Below are 15763 nucleotides of genomic sequence, written 5' to 3' on the forward strand. Positions count from 1 at the left end.
TGACTTTCATACTCTACTCCATCTAATTCACCTTGAATGTCCGCACACTCTCTTGCAATTGCTGGGAAATCTCCACAGTTGTTTGGAGAGATGTAGAAACCTGACGAGATGAATTACTTGTCATTTCTGAGACTTTGGCGATATCTTGCATCAGAACAGAGACCTCTTGAGAGGTTTGCACTTGGGATACTGTAGCGGTAGAAATTGACTGCACCAATTGGTCAATTTGGCGACAGACTTCAAAAATATGGTTTAAACTGTACTTGGTATTTTGAACCAAACGAGTCCCTTCAACAACCTGCGTAGTTCCCAACTCCATAGCCTTGACGACATCGCTGGTTTCCCGTTGGATATTGGCAACAATTTGTTCAATTTCCTCAGTTGCTTCGCTACTTTGAGCTGCTAGTACGGCGACTTCTTCAGCAATCACGGCAAAACCCTGAGCTTCTTCACCAGCACGCGCCGCTTCAATGCCCGTATTGATGGCTAACAAATTGGTTTGCATGGCAAGTTGGTTAATCAATGCCACCACACGCGAAATTTGTTGCGAAGATTCTCCAAGACGCTTGACTTTTTTCGCTGTTTCCCCTATTGTCTCGCGCAAACCTATAATATTTTCGACTGTCAGGTCTATAGCTGTGCCTCCGGTTTCGGCGGCGTGAGATGCCGTACGAGCAACATCTGCGGCTTGCTTCGCACTTTTTGCTACGGCTTTAATCGATTGCCTCATTTGGTCAACAGCATCTAGGGTATAGCTAATTTCCTGTGCTTGTTTGAGTGCTTCAATTGCTAGTTGACCCATTGCTCCTGAGTTGTCTGCAATTGCACCATTTACCTGAGTTGCGGCTAGTTTGACTTGGGTAACAATCTCTTGCAAACTTTCCAATAAGGAGTTGAAAAAGTCAGCCACAGTGCCAATTTCTCCAGCGGTCACTTCAGCACGCACTGTCAGGTCTCCTTGAGATGCTCCTTCAAGCCGATCTATCAATTTTAGTAGTTGCAGTTGCAGTCTTTCTTTCTGCTGACGTTGCTGTTGAGAAATTTTTTCTGCTTCTTGGCGTCCTTCTTCGGCTTGCTCTAAAAAATCGGCTCGCTCTAAAGCCAGTCCAACAATTCTGGCAAACTGCTCAAACAAATCAATTTCAGACTGCTGCCATAGACGAGGTTGGGAACACTGATGGGCAATTAATAAGCCAAGCAGTGTGTCACCGATTAGAATTGGTGCGACCAAATTTGCTTGAACTGCAAACGGTTCTAGTTGTTTAATGTAACAGTCATTGAGATTGGCTTGGTAAATATTGTTAATTGCGACAACGCGACCTTGCCGATACTTATCAATATAATCTTTCAAGCATGGGTCGTAAATTTCTGCCCCCAACGAACAAGGCCAACCCGCAACGACTGATTCCGCAATGACGCTTCCGTGCAAGTTTTCGTCTATTTTGTAAATGACTGCTCGCTCCACCTTCAAGGCTTTTCGGATGCTTTGAACTGCCAAATTGTTGATGTCTTGTGAGTTGTGAGTTCTAGACAAGTGGACAGCAAGGTCTTTTAGTGTCTGTGTCACTTCCAGTAAACTCACACGTTCCAAGGTTAGCCCAACTTGAAGTGCCAACTGCTGCAAAAAATTAATTTCATATGGCTGCCAAACATGAATTTCGTGACAGTGATGAGCAATCAAAAAGCCAAAGACGTGGTTATCTTTTAAAATTGGCGTTACCAAGTTTGCTTTGACTTGCAATTTTTCCATCAACTGCTGATGTTCGCTTGAAAAACCTGCTTCCAAAACGTTGTTAGCAGCCATAACCCGACCTTGTCTGTAAGCCTCTATAAGGTCTCTATCAATACAGGCGTCTTCAACTGTTTCCCCAAAAGCAACAGGCAACCCAGGAGTCACTGATTCGGCTATAACTTGTCCGCCTCCTTTAGCATTGAAGTGATAAATAACGACTCGATCTGCTTTGAGGGCAAGTCTTGCTTCTGTCACTGTTATGTTGAACAATTCGTCAGAATTGAGAGAGGAGCGAATCGAGAGCAAGATGTTTGTCAACAACTTTAATTGATCAGCTTCGGCGATTTGTTTTTGTAGTAGGTCTTGCACTTGGTCTGCCATTTGGTTAATGTGATAAACCAAGGTTGCAAGTTCGTCTTCGCCTTTGATCGCAATCCGAGTATCAAGATTGCCTTTACCCAATTTTTGTACTGCCATAGTAGCAGCTTCAATTGGCTTCATCAGGCGATTGGCTATAAATGCTGCGATTCCACCAATCAGCAATGCCGTTATGAGCGCCCCTATTTCCAGTGCTAGTAATAATTGTCTCTGGGTGGCAAATGCAGTTGCTGTATCTAAACTCAAAACTAATGTCCATTTTAAATCTGGCAACCCTTGCATGTTTTCCAAAGGCGCGTAGGTTACTAATTCTTCAGAATTGTTGTTTTGGTTAAATAAAATTTCAGTTGTTATTTGCTTATCTGTTTGTCGTTTTTCCCAGTTAGGAAGTGCTTTTTTTGCATCTAAACCAGTTTGACTCCCTGTCCTAGACAGGAATATTTTTCCTGAAGCGTCTACGATGTCGTAATCATCTTGAATAACTTGGGGTATCAGAACTACCTTTGCCAAAGATTGGACAGGTATAACTGTCCGAATAATATAGATTGTTTCACCTGTATCACTATCTTTAACAGGCGCAGCCATGTAAAGTTTAGACTTGTCTAGGCTTTTTGTGAATATGGGTTGGCTAATATATGGAGTATTAGTTTTGAGAACTGCTTGAAAATACCCTTCGTTTTTTTGGTTAGGAATCGGTTTTCCTGTTGAATCGACAACCAAATTACCATTCATATCAAAAACGGCAATGTTTTCATAGCTGCCTTCAATATCTAAATAGTTACTTAGCCGTGCTTGCATCTGTTCGCGACTTATCACTTCCCTTAATTTGCGATTTTGCAGGAAAGTCAGTCTAGAGAGTATTTGAATATCTCGATACCGTCTGTGCATGAAACTGCTGATATTATGTGCCAATAACCTGGCTCTGTCTTGCTTGTGGTTGGCAATTTCCCTTGTCGTTGTTTGGTTCACCAAGTAATAGGTGACTACCCCAACTCCACAGACTGGCAGGATACCAATAATAAAGGTAAAGCTTATTACCTTGGTGCGTAAGCTTGTCCGCCTTACCCAAGAAACAATACGCCTGATAGGTGAAGTTTTCAAGTGACTTTTATGCTGTAGGACAGTACCTTTTTCCGAAGATACTTTAAATGAAGTTTTGGAAAAATCTCCATTTTTGTCGGCAGCATGATTTTTATCTTTGTCAATCATTTTAACCATCTACCAATCCTCATAAATCATGTGCTTGAACGAGTCATGTTTGAGTTCCAATGGTAGATGCAACTCCCTGTATGAAAATAAAGACTGAACAATACCCTGTTAAGTGGGACACTAATAAGATTGAGTTAATTCGCTAAACACATTAACATTAATAGGGAAACATCCTTTGTATTTATTGTTACTCAGTAGGTTAAATAGTATCAGGAAATAAATTGTTTATACACTTTATTTCTGTTACAAATAAACCCAAAAAATGTGCCTAAAAAATGTAATATTTACATTGGCACTGCCACTGATTTAATGGCATACAGCAGTTGTTCGCGGGTAAAGGGTTTAGAAACATAAGCGGCGGCGCCTTGCTTCATCCCCCAAAATTTGTCAATTTCCAGATTTTTAGAACTGCAAATGACAATGGGCACTTTTTGAGTAGCTGGATTTTTTTTAAGAGATCGGCATAACTCAAATCCACTCATGTCAGGCATAACTACGTCAGTAATTATCAAGTCAAGTTCTTCTTGTAAGGCAATTTTCAAAGCTTCTTGAGCGCTAGTCGCTTTAATTATGCGGTAAACGCTATCTCCCAGGTAATGACACAAGAGTTCCAATTGGCTAACAGAATCGTCTACAATTAGAATTTTTTCAAGCAAAGTCATACTCCTACCTTAATTTTGAAGAAATAGTTGTTTGGTTGATTGCATAACCAGTATGACATTGCCGAATACTCTAGACTTAGTTTTCTGGCTCGATTATCTTGACCTGCTTACAAATCCTGCTAAAAAATTTACTTCTTTAAGAAAGCTTTCCCAAATATTTAGATAATCAACAAATATTCAATATTTAAATAACCCAATTAAAGGTATATGCATCTTTTATTTAAGTAGATTTGAATCCTCTAGGTTCCAACCAAGAACTTTTGCAATCTGAGGAACCAGAGTCATAGGGTTAAACGGTTTGGCGATCGCCCCCACTGCACCCAATGTTGAAAACCGACACCGTTCAGTAAGACCCCTCTTTGCTGTTAAAAAAATCACTGGTATTTCTTGAGTTTTGATATTTAAGCGTAGTTTTTGCAAGCAAGCAACACCATCCATTTCCGGCATCATCACATCTAAAATGATGGCATCTGGTTTCAACTCCTCTGCTTTGATTAAGCCCTCTGCACCGGATTTTGCTACTTCAACCTCCCACCCTCCTAAGGTTTGGAGACAGGTTTTCACAATGAGTTGCAAATTAGGTTCGTCATCAATATATAAAACTCTTTTCGTAACAGGTTTTCCCGTTGTCTGTTGTTCCTGCATACGACTCTCGTAGCAAACAATTAATACAGATACCAATTTAGAATGCTAAAGCTTTGTCAAAACTACAAATGCATTTAAACCATAAGATTTTCTTTTTTAAATGATTAAGTGTTAAGTCTCTCTGCCTAGAAATATACAAACATTGGTATCAATTCTTTCTAATCACCCATAATAAAAACCTCCCCGCGTCCTCGTGTCGTGAGCATTTTTGGCTCAGTCCTTATGATAAGTACTTAAGCGAACATGATATAAGCTACTTATCTTAGGAAGCTATACGAAGAAAATGAGGAAATTCTGAGGATTCTCAAGATTCCGTCGTGCTTGGAATTATATGTCTGTGAGTATAAAAAGATTTAGACGTAGGTAGGCTTATTCCCATCCCAGGACTAGGGCTACCTGATCCACCAACTCTAAAGGGTCAAAAGGTTTGGGAATAACCTCTAGAACGCCTAAGTGTGCGGATTGATTTGAGTCCACAGGTTGCGTCTTAGCAGTCAACAAAATCACGGGAATTCTTCGCGTAACTGGATTGATTCGCAATGCACGTAATAGCACCAATCCGTCCATATCCGGCATCATGATGTCTAGCAGAATAGCATCGGGGAGTTCAGTTTCAGCTAATAGCAATCCTTCGCTACCAGATTGAGCTATCAGCACTTGCCAACCTCCTATGTGCTCTAAACAAATTTTAATAACGCTACACAGGTTTTTTTCGTCATCAATGACCAAAATGCGCTTTGCTAACATAGCTCTACTTTATAACTTTCAAGCAATTCGGGAAAAGTACAAAAAAATACATTTTTCTAACAAGCTTTCTGCTGAATTTGTGTTGCTAAGTAAAAATGCTATAATTTCATGACAACAGAAGATACATTAAAATCGCTTTTATATTGTGAGCAATTAAGCATAAGTAATTGAACTCATTGTAAATTTGATTACTTCGTTAAAGTTAAACAACAAAAATAAGAAAATAATGAGGATGTTTCATATCTTGTTGTTGCTCATACCAATTTCGACCAAGATGCGACAGATACTTAAGTAGGGGCGCAAAGCCTTGCACCCCTACAGTCTGTTTATTAGACTTCTTGCACTCAATCGATTTTTTGTGAGGGGAGAACCGCAGCTAGAAACTCAGAACTCAGGAGAAATACTGCCAGGCGTGCGTTCTGCATCTGTTTGTTCTTCTCTATTGATTGATGAATGAGTGCAAGAGGTTTATTGAAGATTTTTTAATTTGGGATCATAGCGATTTGCATTTGGGTGCAGTACGGTTGTGGCATCACCGCTGATTCTTTCCCGGAAGCGAGGAGAGGAAAAAAATCCTCAACAGCTTATTCCCATCCCAGCAATTCAGCTACCTCGTTCGCCAATTTCAACGGGTCAAAAGGTTTGGCAATCACACCTGCGATGCCTAAATCTGCAAATTGATTCAAGTCTACCTGCTGCACTTTAGCAGTCAGTAAAATAACTGGAATTCCTTGAGTCACCGGATTATTTTGTAACGTATGAAACAGCACCAGTCCGTCCATATCCGGCATCATGACATCTAGTAGAATAGCATCAGGGAGTTCGGTTTGGGCAAGCACCAGTCCTTCATTGCCAGATTGGGCGGTTACGACTACCCAATGTCCTATATTTTCTAAACACGCTTTAATAACAAGACATAAGTTTTTTTCGTCATCAACTACCAAAACGCGCTTTACTGACATAGCTCTACCTTACATCTTTTACCCGTACCCTTCGCTGTCGATCTGTTGAGGTAGAGTGAAATAGAAAACACTCCCTTTTCCTAACACACTTTCAGCCCAAATTTTGCCGCCATGCTGTTCTACAATACTGCGACAGATAGGCAAACCCAAACCTGTTCCTCCTTTTTGGCGCGAGTCACTAGCATCAACCTGTTGGAACTTTCCAAAAATCGTTTCTAGCTTATCATAAGGAATGCCTCGTCCTTGGTCTTGAACTTTAAATAAAACGTGATCTGACAAGGCTGCGGCACTTAAAGTTACCGTAGTTTGAGGAGGCGAAAATTTAATGGCGTTGCTCACCAAATTGACAAGAGTTTGAATAATTCGGTCTGGATCTGCCCATACTTGCACAGACGTAGGCAAAATGAACAGCTTAATATTGCTTTCTGCTGCTAGGGATTGCACTGTTTTCACAGTTTGACGCATGAGTTGAGCAGCATCGCACCACTGTTTGACCAAAGTGACTTTGTTAGCTTTCAGGCGCTCTAAGTCGAGAATATCATTGACCAAACGAACCAAACGTTCTGTATCACTGGCGGCGATTTCTAGCATTTGTTGAGCAGTATCTGGTTGGTCTTTGAGGACTCCAGCGGCGAGTAATCCTAGAGAACCGTGAATGGCAGCCAGGGGAGTTCTGAGTTCGTGGCTGACAACTGAAATAAACTCGTTCTTCATTTTCTCGATTGCCAGACTTTCGGTGATATCTTCTGCTATGCCAACATGAGTGACTTGTTCACCTGATTCAGAAAAGATGGGAACTGACTTCACTCGACAGTAGCGGATAGTTCCGTCATTTTGGATGAAACGAAGTTCACCTTTGACTTCTTGATGCGCTCCAAGAAGTGTGAACCACTGGGGAACAACTTGTAAATCCTCTGGGTGAACCAATTTCAGCCAGCCATACCCCAAAGATTCCTCAAAGGTACAGCCATAAATTGCTTGACAGCGAGGATTAGTATAGATATTTCTCCCTTGAGAATCACATAAGAAAATCCCCACAGGTGCAAATTCGCTGAGAGAACGAAACAGAGTTTCGCTGCGCCGTAATGCGACTTCTGTTCTCTGGTGTTCCCACAGTTCTTCCTTCAGTTGCTGGTAGAGTTCTGATTGTTGAATAGCAATTGCCATTTGGCTAGTTAACTGCTTAAGCAAACTTACTTCCCAACTCTGCCATTCTCTTGGTTGACTGCACTGGTGGACAATGAGCAATCCCCAAAGGCTGTCTTGTTGGATAATGGGAACCACCAGCTTTGCCCTAACTTGAATCTCTGCTAAAAATTCCGCCAAACAGGGTACTATTTTCCCTTGGTCACGGTCGGTTAGGGTATAAATTCGTCCTTTGAGATACTGTTGGTGGGATTGTTGGGGGAAAGTCTCTTCGGGGAATACCTGGTCTAAAATGCTAGTCCATTCGCCCATCATAGCTTCGGCAACAGTGATTCCAGTACCATCTAACTGGACTTGGTAGACCACAACTCGGTCAGCTGCTAGCAATTTTTGGACTTCGGTCACGACAGTATTAAGGATTGTTTTCAGATCAAGGGACTGGCGTATTTGTTGAGTGAGCCTCTTCATCAACCTCTCTCGTTCTACCTGTTGTTGCAGGATGACTTGAGAGGCTTCTAGTTCAAGAGTTCGCTGTTTAACTCGGTTTTCTAACTCCTCATTGAGTTGCTGAAGGGCAACTTCTGTGTGCTTGCGCTCTGTGATGTCTTGTGCAATCCCTGTGATACGTTGGACTTGTCCGATCTCATCCTTAAGGGGAAATCCCCGATCTCGAATCCAGCGCACGTTGCCGTCTGGACGCACGATGCGATACTCATGCTCAAACTGTTGTCCTTGGTGTGCTCTTTCATAAAGATTCGCTTGCACTCTTTCACGGTCATCAGGATGTATGCTATTCATCCAGTCCATCGAATTAGCATACAAGCTTTCACACTTGCGCCCCCAAATTGTTTCGTATGCTGGGCTAATGTAGAGTATTTGGCCGTTTATTGGGTCGGATATCCAAAAGACATCTTGGATATTCTCTGCTAGCTGGCGAAACCGCTCCTCACTCTGTTTCAAAGCAGCTTCTGTCTGCTTGCGCTCGGTGATATCCCGCTGTACTGCTACCCAATGAGTATACCAACCTGTTTCATCTTTCACCGGGACAAGACTAATTTCTACCCAAAATTCTTTACCGTCTTTGGTATAGTTAATCAAGTCAACCTGCACGGGTTGCCAGTTTTGCATTGCTGTGCGAATTTTCTCTAAAGCTACCCGCTCAGTTTTTTCACCTTGGAGAATACGCGGTGTCTTGCCTAAGACTTCCTCCAAGGTATAACCTGTCATTTGAGTAAAAGCAGGGTTGACGTAAACAATCCGGGAACCAGGAGGGTCAAGGGGTTCTGCTTCAGTAATCAGTAATGCATCCTTGGTATGAACGATTACAGATTCCAACAGACGTAGTTGTTCTTCTCTGGCTTTGCGAGCATCGCCGTAAGGCGTGCGCTCCGCGCAATCGCTCATCTCTACCAATGTACCCAGCATCCGCACTGCTTGACCTTCATTGTTATAGAAAAACTTTCCCTTTGCCTCAACCCAGTGGATACTGCCATTAGAGCCAAGAATCCGTAATTCTTGATGATAATCATGCCGCTCAATGCGTGCTTGATTCAAAACTAAAGTCACAGCTTCTAGGTCTTTTGGGTAAATACGAGCCACAGCCGATTCATAAGTTTCCGGAAAAGTTCCGGCTGCAAACCCAAATAACTCTTGATCACTGCTTGACCAAACAATACAATTAGTTAGCAAATCCCAATCCCAAATCACCATTTTGGCTGCTTCCAAAGCTATGCCTAGGTGCTGATTAATCTTGGATATTTCATGAACATTACACATACTAATTTCTACACTTTGCTCTCAATTTCTCAATTTCTTTTTGTGGGAGTTTAAAAAAATCAGCGCTCAAAAATTACATTTAGTATCAGATTTTACTTAACAAAAAGTGAAATCCCTGTAAAATGCATGGATATGTAGAAGTGAGTGAGAAAACAGTGCAGCCTACTCCAGTGATGTTAAATTAGGGATGGGCAAGATACCTATCCCATAAGAACTCTATTGAATTCAATTGTAACTAACTGGATTTTAGAGAAAACTCTAAAATCATTAAGTATCACTTTACACTGGCTGGACAACATCCAATCTCCACACCCCCATCTCACCTTCGACACCTCTGCACGCCCCTAAAATTCCCCAGTTTCTGACAAGTATGAAAAGGCTATGATCATGCAGACTCAGCTTACTCTTGATCACTAACAGCTAATTTTTGTCTCATTTGTGTGCGCTCTAACCGATTGAGAACGCGGGTAATCAGTTCTTGTTCTACAACTGGCTTACTCACGTAATCATCGGCTCCCACTGCATATACTTGATGTACTATGTTCGCATGGGAATGGACAGAGAGAAACAGTACGGGCAAATGACTCCAACGACTGTCAGTGCGAACGACTTGGCATAGTTCAATGCCATTAAAATCTGGCATTTCAATGTCTAAAATCAGTAGCTCCGGGGTAGTAGCTTCTAATACCTTCCAAAATTGTTGAGGGTGTTGCAGTGTCGTGACTTGAAATCCCCACGGTAAAAGCAACGATTTCACATGATTTAGCACGATGGGGTCATCATCTACAACCATGACTCTAGCTTCAGTAGCAGTATACTGATACACTGCCATCCTCACGACAGAAAGCACCTCATCGATAGGCGTAGCCTTGTGTAAAAAGATATACGCTCCCAGACGCGCAGCTTCCACTCGATAACGAAATCGATTAGATGCTGTAAAGACTATCACTGGAATTTTTGTTTCCTCTGCGATTTCCCCGAGAAATGTGAAACCATTTTCTTGTGAATTGGAAAAACTCAGGTCTAGTAAAATGACATCGGGGGGGGACAAGGCAAGTATACTTTTTGCCGAGGTCAAGTCTGTAGCTACCTCTACCTGTAAACCGCAAGGTGCTGCCTCTAGTTTGATTCGTTCAGTTAGCACAGTGTCGTCATCAATGATCAGCACTCGTGCCGGTGGGAATTTAGAGGTTGGAGGGGTAGCAATTTGAGATGGCTGCTGCTGTAATATTTTTTTCAGTAATGTGATTAAATTCTCCAACCTCTCCAACTGCCAAGCTGGGCATTGCTTCCAACTGATCAGGGTTTGCAGTAATACTTCGATTTCCCGTGCTAGTTTTGAACCTTCATGCAAGCCATAACACCCTAAAGTACCAGCTAAACGATGAGCCTCTGTCTGTGCTTGTTCAAGCAGCTGGTTATTTGGGTTTCCAGTTGATAAGTGTGCCAGCACTCGCTCAAATAACTCCAACTGTTCTCCCAGACGACTCTCTTTAAACTCTTCCCAAATTCTTTTGACTAGAACCATAACTTCTGCTTCAGCTTTGCGTTTTTGAGAAAGCTGGGCATGAGATATTGTTTTGCGCCTCTGTTTGTTCTGCTTGTGTGACTCTTGCTTGTGAGTCTCCTTTTTATCTTCTCGTAGTCGATAGCCCAATCCGTAAACTGTCTCAATCAAATCTTCGGTCATACCCACTGCTTTTAACTTTTGCCGCAGACCCTTAATTTGAGTTGTCACAGCTTCCTCTCCGGGAGATTCAGAGGATAACCAAACGCTGTCGAGCAAAGCACTTCGACTAAATATCTGGCGGGGATTTCGTAAGAAAAGCTCTAATAAGCCATACTCTTTGGGAGTGAGGTGCAAACTCTCGCCGTTATAGTTGACTTCTCTGGTGTGGGTGTCAAGATGTAAGTTTTCCCAAGTGAGTACAGTAGGTATAATCACTTTTCCCCGCCGCAGTAACGCTCGCATCCGAGCTACTAACTCTGACATATCAATCGGCTTGATGATATAATCATCAGCACCTGCGTCTATACCTGTAACGCGAAGGCTGGTAGTATCGTTTGCAGTCAGCATCAGAATGGGTATTTGATAGCCCTCTAGCCGGAGTTGGCGACAAAGGCTGATGCCATCCATCTTAGGAAGCATCACATCTAGCAAAAGCAGGTCATAGTCAAACATCTTTGCCAACTCCAGTCCAGTTTGACCATTGTTGGCAGTCTCAATCTGGTAGTTGTATGTCTTGAGGGCTTTTACAAGCAATAAAGCATTAAATTCATCATCTTCTACCAAAAGAATTTTCATATAAAACTCCCCCTTTTGAGATATTGACTCCTGCTGTATAAAAAGAAAATGAAAACAGGTTTTCTAAATTTTTTACAAGTCTGCTTTTAGTACTCCCAAAACGAGAGTAGCCTGTGGGATTCACAAATACAGTTCAACAGTGGTTGAACCCTATATTTTTTCAATATGCCTACAGTAACCTCACGCCTACTTGCTCAGCAGAAGGCAATATCTTCATACATTTGTGAGAACACATTTTCTAATTGTGTTTATATGGAGATTCACCCTGAAGATCAGTAACTGCCAATTTCTTGAATTAGCAGTAAATTACACTAAGCTTAGTAGTATTATCTACTAAGTAGACAGTATATCTAGGATAGTAGAGGTTTTTGAAGCATTTATCCAAGATTTCACTAAAATTTTCCAAAACTGTTCAAAGAATCTATAAAGACTCTTACAATAAAGCAGAAACAACGATAAAGTTAAAAATAGCACTTGTCAAGTGGAGATTGTTGCTACTAATTGTTTCTTGTTAAATATCAACATCTTTATAGTGAAAGAAATTTTGTTTTTTTGTTAAATTTGATACTTAAATGATTGTTTGAAGTCATTTTTTCTAAATATATTTTTATATTAAAAATTGTTAAAATATAAAAATTCTATGACTTAATCAGTTAAGAGTAAATAGTTATCATTTTCATTCTGAAATAATAGAAATCAAGCCTACCAATTTCTACATAGAGAAATTAAAAAAATACTTTTAAAATCCCTTAATATCAACTGATATCCTGATAACTAAATATTGTTAAAAAGAGCACTTTGATTATATGTCATGAATAACTATGAATCAGGGGCAACAAACTGCTATTGAAGGCATCTACGAGGTGTGTATTGGCGTCAAAGAGCCAATTTCTGCTATTCAATACTGGGAACTATTTGGCTATCGCATTGGGCAAGTGGGTGAATTATCTCAAGCGGCAGCCTACCAATTGTATGGCGTCAATTCATCCTTACGTTCGATTCGCCTTTACCACCAATATGCAGATCATGGTTTACTTCGTCTGATGATTTGGCAAAATCTCCCCAATGAGGGATTAGGGATGGGGTCAATGAAAGTGAAGGGAAATCGTTGGGCAACGACCTTAACGGATGATGTGTTAAACATCTTAAATCATGTGGAGGAGGCAAAAGCAGCAGGTTGGGCTATTAAATACACATACCCTCACTGGGAAGTCATCTACAACAAGGACAAGAAAAATTGTCCTTTTATCGAACCAGCGATAGGGGTGAGAGAAATGCTTTTGTTGCAACCCTTGGCGCGACAGGTTCTATTCCAGAGGTTTGGCTACACACTGCCACACTACGGAAACATCAACAGAAATTCTGCCCTCAAGACAAGCCAGTTTACTCACATGGGCATGGTCATTCAGGATGATAGCAAAGAAACCCTAAAGTTTTATGACCAAGTTCTAGGTTTGTTGCGCGTGCGTGATGATGTTGAAACAAGCTACGAATCTTCTTTAGCAGGTCGAGAGATTTTTGACCTCCAGCCAGGGGAAAAGTTTTATGTTACCGCCTTTGATGATCCCCGATCTTCTCAAACAAACCTGTTTGCTGCCCGTTCCGGTAGAATGTACATCGTTCGCTTTCCAAGTTTTATTAAATTAAATTCCCGGTTTGAAGCTGCACAACCGGGCTGCTTGGGAATTTGTCTTTACACCTACCGGGTACGAGGACTCAACCTGTACTGCGATCGCATCAAAGCAAGTTCCGTACAGAATTATACAAACACACTTGTCAACGAGTTTGGCGAGATGAGTTTCTCCTTCGTAGCACCAGATGGCTACTTTTGGACGTTGTTAGAAGCTTCGTAAAATTGTCACAAGATATCCACATAAACTAAATCTCCTCCGTCTCTGGCAGTGGAAAGGTTTCACCAGCTAAATAAGCATCAAAGTGCTGTTGGAAGTAAAGCCAAGAAGTCATATCTTCCACATCAAGAAACGATTTTGGTGCTTGTTTGTACAAAGGAACGCGGGTATTGATTTCATCTTGCAGCAGTTGCGGCAACTCGCTAAAACCATTCACTTTGCTTCCATAAGCACTGTAGATGAGATGACCAAGGCGTGTGCCCATTTTCATCCAAGGCAGCCACTGACCAATTCTATCCCAACTCAGCTTGAGTTCAGTTACCGAAGGAAGTTCAGAGTTCAATAAATCTGCGGTGGGAACGGTTAATTTAAACAATTCTGCCGCTTGATAAATTCTGTGTGGAGTATACTCAGCAAACTTGGGATTTTCTGCCAGAGGATTAGGGTAAGTGGGAAATATATCAAATACGAAGGTTGTAGTGTCTCCCTCCACTGGCGCTGGAAACTTGCCTTTAAAATGACCCTGCACGGGATTATTGGCAACATGTACCACTGACACTGTTTCTCCCGTCCAAGGATTATCCCACTTGTGCAAAATCTCACCTGTTTCTGGATGAAGGTAATAAGTCAGTTCCCTAGAAGTAAAATCCCAGCTACCCTCTGTTGTAGGAATACATCTACTCACGCTCATACCCACAATCTTAAAGAGGAGTTTTTTCTTCTCCCCTGGGAGAAAAGCGTAAATATTTCCCTTCCAGGTGAGAAAGGTAGATTCTTTAGGGTCAACAGATGAGCGAGTTTTCACCCACTGCTGGGCATCAAATTCTTTGATTTCGGCAACCATCGACAGCATCCTTTAGTGAAATCTTCTATTGAATCTTAAGTTGGTTCCAAAGACTGAGTGTCAAGCCGACGAAACAGAAATACCCACAACGGTAGAGAACTGTTGATAGCGATAAGTCGCACCAAATGACCCGCCGTGACAATTTCAACATTATGATCCAATGCTAGGGCAACTAAAATCATTTCCGCCGAACCTCCCGGTGCTGTAACCAGCAAACACGTTAACCAGTCCCAAGACGTGAGTTTCATAGCAAAGATGGAGGCGAGTCCCCCAGCAACGAGGGTCAATCCTACAGACAGCAAAGCGTAGGCGATACTCCTTTTCCCGAAAGTAGGTTTGTCTCCCCAATACTCACCGATGGTAATTCCCAACAGCATTTGACCCACTATGTTGACTAAAGGCGGCAAAGTAAAGTTAACATCACCTAGAAAAGGAAGCCAATCAAGCATTGGATTAAATGCTATTCCAGCAACGATTGCACCGAAAAACTCACCAGCAGGAATTTTACTGAAAACTGCAAGATAAACTCCTAATCCGCCAAATAGCAGCGCCAATAACAGTAACCCTAATTGGGATGGTTCGAGACTGAGCAAGGCATCTTTAACAGGAATTGTTTGCGGATAAACTTGATTCCCTAATGATACCCTAGCGATTAAGGGAATCAGAAAAACTACGGTAGTGACGCGAATTGCTTGAACGAGCGCCACAATGGTAACATTTCTGTCGTAGTCTGCGGCGATCGCTGACATCGATCCCACACCGCCGGGAACTGTAGCCAACATCGCCGTTAAGAGATTCGTTTTGCTGAGGCGCGAGTAAATGTAGCCAATGAAGGTACTACACAGCAACAGGAAAAAGGTCAGAAAAGCAAAAACAGGAAAACAAGAAGTAACATTAGCTAGATGAGCGTGGGCAACACAAAAGCCGACATTTAGCCCTACAAGTGCCATTCCCGTTTTTCTGGCGGTTCGGTTGGGTTTGGGGATATAGCCATACAAAATTCGACACGTCTGAAGCACCACTGCACCAGAGACAATACCGCCAAATATCCAGGCAATCCCTCCGATATGGAACTTTGCTAAGACTAAACCTATGGGTAATGCCAGAAGCATTTCCAATCCAAGGACAATCAAAGGCTTTACAGGGATCTGCTGAGTGCCAACTTCCTTGGGAATCGCAACGCTAAAGGTCTGATTCATCAATTCCCGTTTTTTACATTAATTTACTATCTACTCAAACTAGCGCAATCGCCCGTATGTTGCCGAGCCTCTTTTGGAAGAAGAGGCTCCTCCAAAGCTCTGTTTTGAGGCAACCCTGCTCTTGAACTTTTTGTCAACCTATGCTAGGTGCTACGCTTAACTAAATGCCTATAGTTCTCAATATTGCACTGCTTGCCTTAAAGAAACTGTCTGTTAAGAATTTGCCATGACTTCATGGTTTGAAAAACTTGATGGATGGATTCCTGAATTAATTCTCATCTCATGAATACAGGAATTGTAAGCCCTAA

General features: G+C 41.8%; 10 protein-coding genes. 1 reads left to right on the forward strand and 9 read right to left on the reverse strand.

Annotation, left to right across the window (positions count from 1 at the left end; translation table 11 throughout):
* Positions 1 to 22 precede the first annotated feature (22 nt).
* The 7 genes from MAS10914_RS0113820 to MAS10914_RS0113850 all read right to left on the reverse strand — a co-directional run bounded on the left by MAS10914_RS0113820 (position 23) and on the right by MAS10914_RS0113850 (position 11562).
* Entirely contained in the window at positions 23 to 3328 is a 3306-nt protein-coding gene (locus MAS10914_RS0113820) for a methyl-accepting chemotaxis protein (RefSeq protein WP_017316532.1), read from the reverse strand.
* 275 nt (positions 3329 to 3603) lie between these two features.
* Positions 3604 to 3981, reverse strand: coding sequence for a response regulator (locus tag MAS10914_RS0113825; RefSeq protein ID WP_017316533.1), 378 nt, complete (start codon positions 3979 to 3981; stop codon positions 3604 to 3606).
* Positions 3982 to 4197: 216 nt separating this feature from the next.
* Positions 4198 to 4626 (reverse strand): response regulator, encoded by a 429-nt coding sequence (locus MAS10914_RS0113830; RefSeq protein WP_017316534.1) that lies wholly within the window; start codon positions 4624 to 4626, stop codon positions 4198 to 4200.
* 369 nt (positions 4627 to 4995) lie between these two features.
* Positions 4996 to 5373: a response regulator gene (locus MAS10914_RS0113835; protein ID WP_017316535.1), complete on the reverse strand. Its 378-nt coding sequence runs from the start codon at positions 5371 to 5373 to the stop codon at positions 4996 to 4998.
* Positions 5374 to 5957: 584 nt separating this feature from the next.
* Positions 5958 to 6335, reverse strand: a complete 378-nt coding sequence (locus MAS10914_RS0113840; protein ID WP_017316536.1) for a response regulator — start codon at positions 6333 to 6335, stop codon at positions 5958 to 5960.
* 18 nt (positions 6336 to 6353) lie between these two features.
* Positions 6354 to 9257, reverse strand: a complete 2904-nt coding sequence (locus tag MAS10914_RS32120) for a PAS domain S-box protein (RefSeq protein ID WP_017316537.1) — start codon at positions 9255 to 9257, stop codon at positions 6354 to 6356.
* A 400-nt stretch (positions 9258 to 9657) separates the two neighbouring features.
* Positions 9658 to 11562 (reverse strand): response regulator, encoded by a 1905-nt coding sequence (locus tag MAS10914_RS0113850; RefSeq protein ID WP_017316538.1) that lies wholly within the window; start codon positions 11560 to 11562, stop codon positions 9658 to 9660.
* 821 nt (positions 11563 to 12383) lie between these two features.
* Between MAS10914_RS0113850 and MAS10914_RS0113855 the strand changes: the two genes are divergently transcribed.
* The gene (locus MAS10914_RS0113855; RefSeq protein WP_017316539.1) at positions 12384 to 13415 is read left to right on the forward strand and encodes a hypothetical protein; all 1032 of its coding nucleotides are present in this window, start codon (positions 12384 to 12386) and stop codon (positions 13413 to 13415) included.
* 25 nt (positions 13416 to 13440) lie between these two features.
* Here MAS10914_RS0113855 and MAS10914_RS0113860 read toward each other — a convergent pair whose 3' ends face one another.
* Both MAS10914_RS0113860 and MAS10914_RS0113865 read right to left on the reverse strand, forming a co-directional pair.
* The gene (locus MAS10914_RS0113860) at positions 13441 to 14256 is read right to left on the reverse strand and encodes a DUF1838 domain-containing protein (RefSeq protein ID WP_017316540.1); all 816 of its coding nucleotides are present in this window, start codon (positions 14254 to 14256) and stop codon (positions 13441 to 13443) included.
* A 35-nt stretch (positions 14257 to 14291) separates the two neighbouring features.
* Positions 14292 to 15455, reverse strand: coding sequence for an AbrB family transcriptional regulator (locus MAS10914_RS0113865; RefSeq protein WP_017316541.1), 1164 nt, complete (start codon positions 15453 to 15455; stop codon positions 14292 to 14294).
* Between the last annotated feature and the right edge of the window lie 308 nt (positions 15456 to 15763).

The sequence above is a fragment of the Mastigocladopsis repens PCC 10914 genome (genome assembly GCF_000315565.1).
GTDB lineage: Bacteria > Cyanobacteriota > Cyanobacteriia > Cyanobacteriales > Nostocaceae > Mastigocladopsis > Mastigocladopsis repens.

Coding starts and splice junctions, on each gene's coding strand:
- MAS10914_RS0113820 (WP_017316532.1), bottom strand. CDS start 3,328: ATGGTTAAAATGATTGACAAAGATAAAAATCATGCTGCCGACAAAAAT.
- MAS10914_RS0113825 (WP_017316533.1), bottom strand. CDS start 3,981: ATGACTTTGCTTGAAAAAATTCTAATTGTAGACGATTCTGTTAGCCAA.
- MAS10914_RS0113830 (WP_017316534.1), bottom strand. CDS start 4,626: ATGCAGGAACAACAGACAACGGGAAAACCTGTTACGAAAAGAGTTTTA.
- MAS10914_RS0113835 (WP_017316535.1), bottom strand. CDS start 5,373: ATGTTAGCAAAGCGCATTTTGGTCATTGATGACGAAAAAAACCTGTGT.
- MAS10914_RS0113840 (WP_017316536.1), bottom strand. CDS start 6,335: ATGTCAGTAAAGCGCGTTTTGGTAGTTGATGACGAAAAAAACTTATGT.
- MAS10914_RS32120 (WP_017316537.1), bottom strand. CDS start 9,257: ATGTGTAATGTTCATGAAATATCCAAGATTAATCAGCACCTAGGCATA.
- MAS10914_RS0113850 (WP_017316538.1), bottom strand. CDS start 11,562: ATGAAAATTCTTTTGGTAGAAGATGATGAATTTAATGCTTTATTGCTT.
- MAS10914_RS0113855 (WP_017316539.1), top strand. CDS start 12,384: ATGAATCAGGGGCAACAAACTGCTATTGAAGGCATCTACGAGGTGTGT.
- MAS10914_RS0113860 (WP_017316540.1), bottom strand. CDS start 14,256: ATGGTTGCCGAAATCAAAGAATTTGATGCCCAGCAGTGGGTGAAAACT.
- MAS10914_RS0113865 (WP_017316541.1), bottom strand. CDS start 15,455: ATGAATCAGACCTTTAGCGTTGCGATTCCCAAGGAAGTTGGCACTCAG.